The organism is Clostridium frigoris (assembly GCF_018861865.1).
Taxonomy (GTDB): domain Bacteria; phylum Bacillota; class Clostridia; order Clostridiales; family Clostridiaceae; genus Clostridium_AD; species Clostridium_AD frigoris.
In genome coordinates this window covers 117,211-125,208 of the sequence record NZ_JAHLDV010000008.1, presented here as the reverse complement: position 1 = coordinate 125,208, position 7,998 = coordinate 117,211, and the positions used below count along the sequence as shown (strand labels likewise).

Here is a 7,998-nt window from a genome sequence, read left to right as displayed (position 1 = left end):
ATGCAAGACTTAAAGTTTCAGATTTTAGTATTTTAAATTTATTAGTGTAACTATTTAACAATTAAATGCTTTTCTCTGAAAATTCCTGCATCGTGTAGGCTTGTTTGCTATGCCTATTTTTATTACTAACTGCTCTCTTAACACAAAAATTATAGTTCGATATTACTTCATACAAATTCAAGTTTTACATATTAGTTTCCGTGACTACTCTATCTACTAAGAAGTTTAACCTAAAAGGTAAGAAAATATTTACAATAAAAAAATTAATATTATTTAAAATAAAAAATAATTTTTTTAGAAAAAGGGCAATTTAGTCGATAAATGTGGTATAATTAAAATAATGTAGTAAAATAAACATGTGTGTCCTACGTAAAATTGAGTTGTTATTAAAAAAATAGGGAAATATTAAAATTATATATGATTTTAAATCCCGTATAAGGCATATTAAAAAAATAGGCTAGCATGCTGACTGGTTATTTTTTGATGATGCCTAAATAGAAGAAAGAGGTGTCTTATCATAAAAAACGAAAATGAAATTAAAAAAGAAACCACTAAAGTTGAAAATAAAAAAGAAACTCCAAAAGTTGAAGTTAAATTAAACAAATTCCAGACGCTAGAAGATATAACGTTTTTAAAAATACTTAAAAAAGATGGTACTACCATTGATTGTAAAATAGATACTGAAGATTTACAAAGGGTATTAGAAAAAGGTCGTTGGTTTGCAGAGTGGAATAAAGATTTTAATAATTTCTTAGCACAAAATCTAGGTACTTATTATATCGAAGAAAAGAAATATAGAAGAAAGCAAAGTTTGCAATCATTTATATTAAATGTTCATCCCAAAGCGCCTGTAAGACATATTAATGGAGATACTCTAGACAATAGAAAATCCAACTTAGAAGTATATGATCAAAACACGATGAATAGTTATGAAGGAATAGATGAAGAGTCTGTTGCTGTAATATTAAGAGATAGATATGGTAAAGAAAAAGCAAGAACAATAATTGATAAAGAAGATTTAAATAGAGTAATTAATAACGGTTGTACATGGGTTCTATTTAAAAAAGATACAGAGCCTTATGCTGTAGCAAATACTCCAGAGGGAAAAATTTATTTGAATAGATTTATAATGAGTACAACAGAAGATATGATTACTCATCCTATAAATCTTAATACATTGGATAATAGAAAAGCTAATTTAGAGAATAAAAATGCTAATGTTGAAAATGTTGAAAATGCAGTAAGTGAAGAAACAGAAAACTAATAATTATAAAAAATCAGTATAGAAGATAACTCTATACTGATTTTATTTTTTTTGCTTTATTTTTGGATCAATTTTGATTTGAAATTGGTTTGTTTTACCCATAATATAAGCTAATTTAATTATAGACTTTTCATCAATACTCATTTCTCTCTTAAACATTTTCTCGAATTGATCCGTTAAACTATGAAGATCAATTTTATAATTTTGGACACTTAATCTACTTAATCCTTTAACTTTAGGAATGTATATGTTAGGTTTTATTTCTTTGTTGTAAATTTTCTTAAAAACTTCAGTAGTATAGAAAGCGTCATTAAAAGCATCGTGGAATTGACTTTCTATAGGTACACTAAGAAGTTTGGCTGCATTACCTAACCCAATGTTAATTCCTTTTTTGCAATCAAGTGCAGTAGAGGCATAGGATTGTATGTCGATGTATTCTGTTGGCACTGGCAAGGAGTTTAATTCGTAATAGTCTATATTACGAATTAATTCCTTTATATCGGCAATTCCCCATACACATAATATACTTTTATCAGACTTAATAAAATCAGAAAAATCTTTATACATTTTTTTAAAAGATATGCCTTTATTAAGGTCATCCATTGTTATACCAGTAAGTTCTCTTACAAAGGGATTGAGTGTAGTATAAATTTCTGGTTTTACTATTACATCAAAAGTTTCAATAGTCTCAAAATGTTCATTTAGCTTTATGGCGCCTATTTGAATTATTTCAAATGGGCATTTAGGATTATTTAGACTTTTAGTTCCTTTTGCAAAGTTATAGCCTTGGTTAAATTCTAAATCAAATACAATATAATTCATTCAATTACCTCTAAACTTATTTAATAGTATATATTATAGTCTTTAATAGTAGATATTAAATATTATATCATTTATGGCAATAAAAAACACCTTGATGGTTTGAACGTAGGTAATAAAAATTGAAAAATGAGTATAAAGTAGTTTATAATAAATAGAGTGGAAATATTTTATATTAGGAAAAACAACTAAATTATTTGAAATTCGAGAGGAAGTTTTATATATGGGAAAGACATTAGTCTTAGCGGAAAAACCATCAGTTGGTAAAGAACTTGCAAAATTCTTAAACTGTACTCAAGGTGGGAATGGATATTTAATGGGATCAAAATATATTGTAACATGGGCACTAGGACATCTTGTTACACTTGCAGATCCAGAAGCATATGATGAAAAATATAAAAGCTGGAGAATAGAAGATCTTCCTATGCTACCAAAGGATCTAAAACTCGTTGTAATTAAGGAAACGTCAAAACAATATAAAATTGTACACGGACTACTTAAAAGACCAGATGTAGATGAGCTTGTCATTGCTACAGATTCTGGGCGTGAAGGGGAGCTTGTTGCGCGTTGGATTATTCAAAAGGCAGGATTTAGAAAGACTATAAAGAGGCTTTGGATATCATCTCAAACAGAAAAAGCGATAAGAGATGGATTTAATAATCTTAAACCAGGAAAAGATTATGAGAACTTATTTTGGGCAGCGCAATCAAGAGCTCAAGCAGATTGGCTTATAGGACTCAATGTTACAAGGGCTTTAACTTGTAAATATAATGCTCAATTATCAGCGGGAAGAGTTCAAACACCTACCTTAGCTCTTATTGTTGAAAGAGAAAATGAAATAAAGAAATTTGTTCCAAAGGATTACTGGACAGTAAATGGAAAGGTAAATGACTTTACAGTTCATTGGTCAAGTAAAAATGGAGACACGCGTTCATTTGATAAGCAAAAGGCAGAGGATGTCGCAGCTAAGGTAAACAATCAAATGGGAACAGTAGTTGAGCTAAACAAAGCTTCTAAAAAGGAGCTTCCTCCACTTGCATATGATTTAACAGAGCTTCAAAGAGATGCAAATAGGAAATTTGGATATTCTGCAAAGCAAACTCTTAATTTAATGCAGAGACTATATGAAAATCATAAGATATTATCTTATCCAAGAACAGATTCAAGGCATCTTACTACAGATATAGTACCTACATTAATCGATAGGTTAAAGAGCATAGCGATAGGACCATATGAGAAATTTGCAAGAAGTATAATAAAAGGTAGAATACATACTACAAGTAGACTTGTAGATAATAGCAAGGTATCAGATCATCATGCTATAATTCCAACAGAGCAACATGTAGATTTATCGAGTTTAAATAGAGAAGAAAAAAATATTTATGACCTAGTTGTAAAAAGGTTCTTAGAAGTATTAAGTCAACCTTTTGAGTATGAACAAACCACTTTAGTTATAAATGTTAAGGGAGAAAGTTTCTCTGCAAAAGGTAAAATAGTTAAATCAAAAGGATGGAAAGAAGTAAGTAGCTCGGGCAATAACGAGGAGAAAAATCAGTCACTTCCACCAATAAATAAGGGAGAAGATGTTAAGCTTACTTCGGTTAGGTCTGTTAATGAGAAAACTAAGCCACCTGCTAGATATAATGAAGCAACATTACTTACTGCTATGGAGCATCCAGGTAAGAATATAGAGGATGATAGTTTAAGAGAAGCACTAGACAATACATCAGGACTTGGAACCCCAGCAACAAGGGCAGATGTTATTGAAAAACTGTTCAACACCTTCTATATGGAGAGAAAGGGTAAAGATATTCACCCAACTTCAAAAGGAATACAGTTAATAGGTTTAGTTCCAAAGGAGTTAAAATCTCCTGAACTTACTGCTAAGTGGGAAAAACAACTACAACTTATTGGTAAAGGAAAAGCTAATTCTATGGATTTTGTAAAAGAAATGAGAGAATATGCATCAAAACTTGTAGGTAACGTTGTAGCATCTACAGAGGCATATAAGCACGATAATGCCACAAGGGTTAAATGCCCCGATTGTGGTAAAAACCTTCTTGAGGTTAGCGGTAAAAGAGGTAAAATGCTAGTTTGTCCAGATAGAGACTGTGGATATCGTAAGGGAGTTTCACAAATGTCAAATGCTCGTTGTCCTACTTGTCACAAGAAAATGGAAATTAGAGGAGATGGAGAAAATAAAATATTTGTTTGTGGTTGCGGATATAGAGAAAAACTCTCAGCCTTTAACAAACGTCGAGAATCAGAGAAAAGTGCCTTAAACAAAAAAGATGTTGGTAGATTCTTAAATCAACAGAATAAGAAAGAGGAACCAGTCAATTCTGGAAATTCTGCTATGGCTGAGGCTTTTGCTAAACTTAATTTAAAATAATATAGGATAACACAAAACACAAGGTATAAAAATAAAATGTACCTTGTGTTTTTTTAATTAACATGCCAGAATATGACCTATTACTTTATTATGATACTTCTTCTAAATGTGGGGTAATCTCTCCGCGAATCTCTGCAGCAGTATGTATTTTATAATTTTTAAAAATAATAGACCCTATGTAACCACTGAAAATACTAACTATAATACAACCTAAGGCTGTTATTAGCACTTTAGAAGCTGGATTATATGCAAACATTACTGCGAACCCTGCTATAGGGGTTGCTGTACCTGGAGTATTATTTATAAGTCCCATTAATGCAATTATTACTCCACATAAAGAACCACCTATAAAATTAGTCACATAAATTGGTATGGGATTTGCTGTGGTTATATCAGCTTGTGTTAGAGGTTCTATAGCTACTGAAATTGTATCTTTTTTACTTCCAAATTTCATTCTTGTAAATAATACAAAATTCATAAATGATGAACCAAATACTGATAATGCGCCTATAGCCATAGGTGCACCGGTAAGTCCAAGCATTGCTGTTAAAGCCATTGAACTAAGTGGAGCAGTGGCAACAACGGTTATTGTTCCTCCAAGAACTATACCCATTATTATTGGGCTAGAACTTGATGCGGAAGTTAAAATCCTACCAATGTTTAACAATGTAGAATTTACTATAGGAGTCATACAGTTTCCTATAAATCTAGTTAATGGAGCTGCAAAAACAATTATAACTATTAAGTCTAAGCCCGCTGGCAATTTCTTCTCTAGAAATTTAACTATAAATGACATAAAATATCCAGCTATAAATCCGGGTATGATGCCAAGACCAGAACAAGATAGCCCAAGCAATACGGCATATATCGGTGAAACTCCAAGAGCTAGAGGTACAAGTATTGCAGCTGCTACGCCTCCTAAGCTACCATTAGATAACCCAACTTCTTTTAAAAATTTTATCTTTAATACATCACCAAAAAATGCAGAGTGAAAAGCTTCAACTAGAAAGCTTGCACAGGCAGCACTTGCTAGTGCACCCATCGCTTTCATTCCGTGAGGTGCTTTATAACTAAAAAGTGTAAATAAAGCTAATACTAATAATAAAAGACCAGTGCCTACTAAAATATTCATTGTTTTTAACTCCTTATAATACCAAGTTTATTTTTAATGCTAAACGGTTTCAATGTAAAAGTCAAGAAAATAACAAGTCAAAAATTATATAATTGAGTCACATTGATTCTGTTTTTATAGGAATATGCTTAGTTATTATTCTATTCTAACTACAATTATATGAAATTACGACATAATATTACAAAAATACCACCAATAAATAAACCGTAAACCTCATTTAGATGTTAGTATAGGTATACAAAGAAGAAAAACATACTTTGTATAATAAAATTAGAGGGTGAGGTACAAAAGATGAAGAAATCTTTAAGAGCATTAATATTAACTTTAGGTATTTTAGCAACAACAGGAATAGGTTCAACAGTGTACGCACAGGATTGTAGTACAGTAAAACAAGTTAACTCAGTAGAAAGTATACAAGCTATATGTGCTAAGTACGGAATTGCAGTTCCAAAGGGTGCAATGCTAAAAGTTCAGGCAACGACTCCTGCAAAGGCAACACCTGCAAAGGCAGCACCTGCAAAGGCAACACCTACAAAGGCAACACCTACAAAGGCAGCACCTGCAAAGGCAGTTCCTACGAAGACAGCACCTGCAAAGACGACTGCTACAAAAGCATCAACAGCATCAACTACAACTGCTAATAGTAAGATGGAAAAAGAAGTAGTAACACTAGTTAATCAGGAAAGAGCAAAAGTTGGACTAGCTGCTTTAAAGGATAATTCACAGCTTTCAAATGTAGCTAGAACAAAATCTGGCGATATGGTAACTAATAATTATTTTGATCATACATCACCAACTTATGGATCACCTTTTGATATGATGAAACAATTCGGTATTACATATACAGCAGCTGGTGAAAACATTGCAATGGGTCAACAAACAGCGGCCTTAGTAATGACTGGCTGGATGAACTCTCCAGGACACAAAGCTAATATTTTAAGTAAAGATTTTACTGATATTGGTGTTGGAATAGCAAAAGATAAAAGTGGATCTATTTATTGGACTCAAGAATTTATAGGTAAATAAATAACTTAATATTAATCTGTGTTTTTATGTATTGGAAATTACAATACACAAAAACACAGATTTTTTTGGTTTGTGGAAAAAATATATAGATAATAGTAGTATTTATAGCAAAATTTTTATTGAGTTAACATCATTCTACAAAATATATGGTACACTTTAAATTATAGTAAGAGAAAGGATGGTGAGGTTTACAGCAGTTAGGAGAATTTGAAGTTTTAATGGGGTTTATAAGGAAATATAGCTCAGGATTTATAGAAGAGTACAAATTATATAATGATAAAACTAAAAAAAACACATTAATAAAAATAAAGATATATAGTGTTAGATCAAAGAATAAAGAATATTGCTATATATGTAATAATATTAAGTGAAGTAATATAGAAGGACCATATTAAAGTTGTTGAAAGTTACAAAAAAATAGAGAGTGTGATTAAATGAAATTTTTAGAAAACATAGAAAATGGAACAATCAATATTAAAAAAATGGGGATTATTAAAGCTCTATTTGTAATGTTTCTATCAATTTTACTAGAGGGATTTGGACAGGTACCTATAGAGATTACAAATTTATTCTCTGGGAGATTTGAAAAAACATTGCCTTATGTAATTTTTATTTTTGGAGTATTGGTAAAATATTATGTTATTATTGTTTTATTTAAATGGCTTAGTAATAGATCAAATGAGCAAAAACATAAGCCTCATTTAAATTACATGAATTTTGTTTATGCAACACTTATGATTATAGCATTTAGATTTATATTTGATAATAGTTTGATATTTTGGATAAGAGGCATATCTATGCCGAGTTTTATAAATGAGGTATTTAATGAACTTGCTGTACCTCCAATTGTATCAATAATTGGTGTTATAATTGTAGCACCTATATACGAAGAAATTATTTTTAGAGGGATATTATTAAAAGGAATGTCTAAAAAAATAAATCCATTTATAGCGATTGTGGTATCTGCATTACTGTTTGCAATAGTTCATATGAACATTCCTCAAGGCATAAATGCATTTTTATTAGGAATAGTTCTTGGATTTATATATTTAAGTTCCAAGTCAATTTATTTAAGTATATTTGCACATTTTATTAATAATATGCTTGCTCTGTCATTTTCTTCGTTCTTTTCATTAATAGGTGGAAACTATGCCTTAGAAATTCATGTAATGTTCCTATTTATTGGGTTTATACTTTTAATAATTGCTTGTGATGGATATAAACAAAATGAAATAAAGAATAAGTCAGAGATATATAATCAATTTATAGAAGTATAAATATGGTGATTATGAAAGCAATTAAAAACCCTCTAACATGTTATTATATATGTTAGAGGGTTTTTAAAATTAATAAAAATTTATTTCA

At 30.4% G+C, this 7,998-nt stretch carries 6 protein-coding genes; 4 read left to right on the top strand and 2 right to left on the bottom strand.

All coding sequences use genetic code 11. From position 1 onward, the window contains the following. Positions 1–811: 811 nt before the first annotated feature. The gene (locus KPL37_RS06430) at positions 812–1,264 is read left to right on the top strand and encodes a hypothetical protein (RefSeq protein WP_246578151.1); all 453 of its coding nucleotides are present in this window, start codon (positions 812–814) and stop codon (positions 1,262–1,264) included. Between the two features lie 42 nt (positions 1,265–1,306). Here KPL37_RS06430 and KPL37_RS06425 read toward each other — a convergent pair whose 3' ends face one another. Next, positions 1,307–2,086, bottom strand: a complete 780-nt coding sequence (locus tag KPL37_RS06425) for a 3'-5' exonuclease (protein ID WP_216146827.1) — start codon at positions 2,084–2,086, stop codon at positions 1,307–1,309. A gap of 220 nt (positions 2,087–2,306) precedes the next feature. On the opposite strand from KPL37_RS06425, the gene KPL37_RS06420 reads away from it, so the two are divergent. After that, a complete protein-coding gene (locus tag KPL37_RS06420) occupies positions 2,307–4,475 on the top strand; it encodes a DNA topoisomerase III (protein WP_216146825.1) in 2,169 nt (722 codons plus the stop codon). Between the two features lie 88 nt (positions 4,476–4,563). On the opposite strand, the gene KPL37_RS06415 is transcribed toward KPL37_RS06420, so the two are convergent. Then, on the bottom strand, positions 4,564–5,607 hold the full coding sequence (locus KPL37_RS06415; protein WP_216146823.1) for a PTS sugar transporter subunit IIC: 1,044 nt from the start codon (positions 5,605–5,607) through the stop codon (positions 4,564–4,566). Between the two features lie 291 nt (positions 5,608–5,898). On the opposite strand from KPL37_RS06415, the gene KPL37_RS06410 reads away from it, so the two are divergent. Both KPL37_RS06410 and KPL37_RS06405 read left to right on the top strand, forming a co-directional pair. Then, positions 5,899–6,633 (top strand): CAP domain-containing protein, encoded by a 735-nt coding sequence (locus KPL37_RS06410; protein ID WP_216146821.1) that lies wholly within the window; start codon positions 5,899–5,901, stop codon positions 6,631–6,633. Between the two features lie 434 nt (positions 6,634–7,067). Next, complete coding sequence (locus KPL37_RS06405; protein ID WP_216146820.1) at positions 7,068–7,910, top strand: CPBP family intramembrane glutamic endopeptidase; 843 nt, start codon at positions 7,068–7,070, stop codon at positions 7,908–7,910. Positions 7,911–7,998 lie beyond the last annotated feature (88 nt).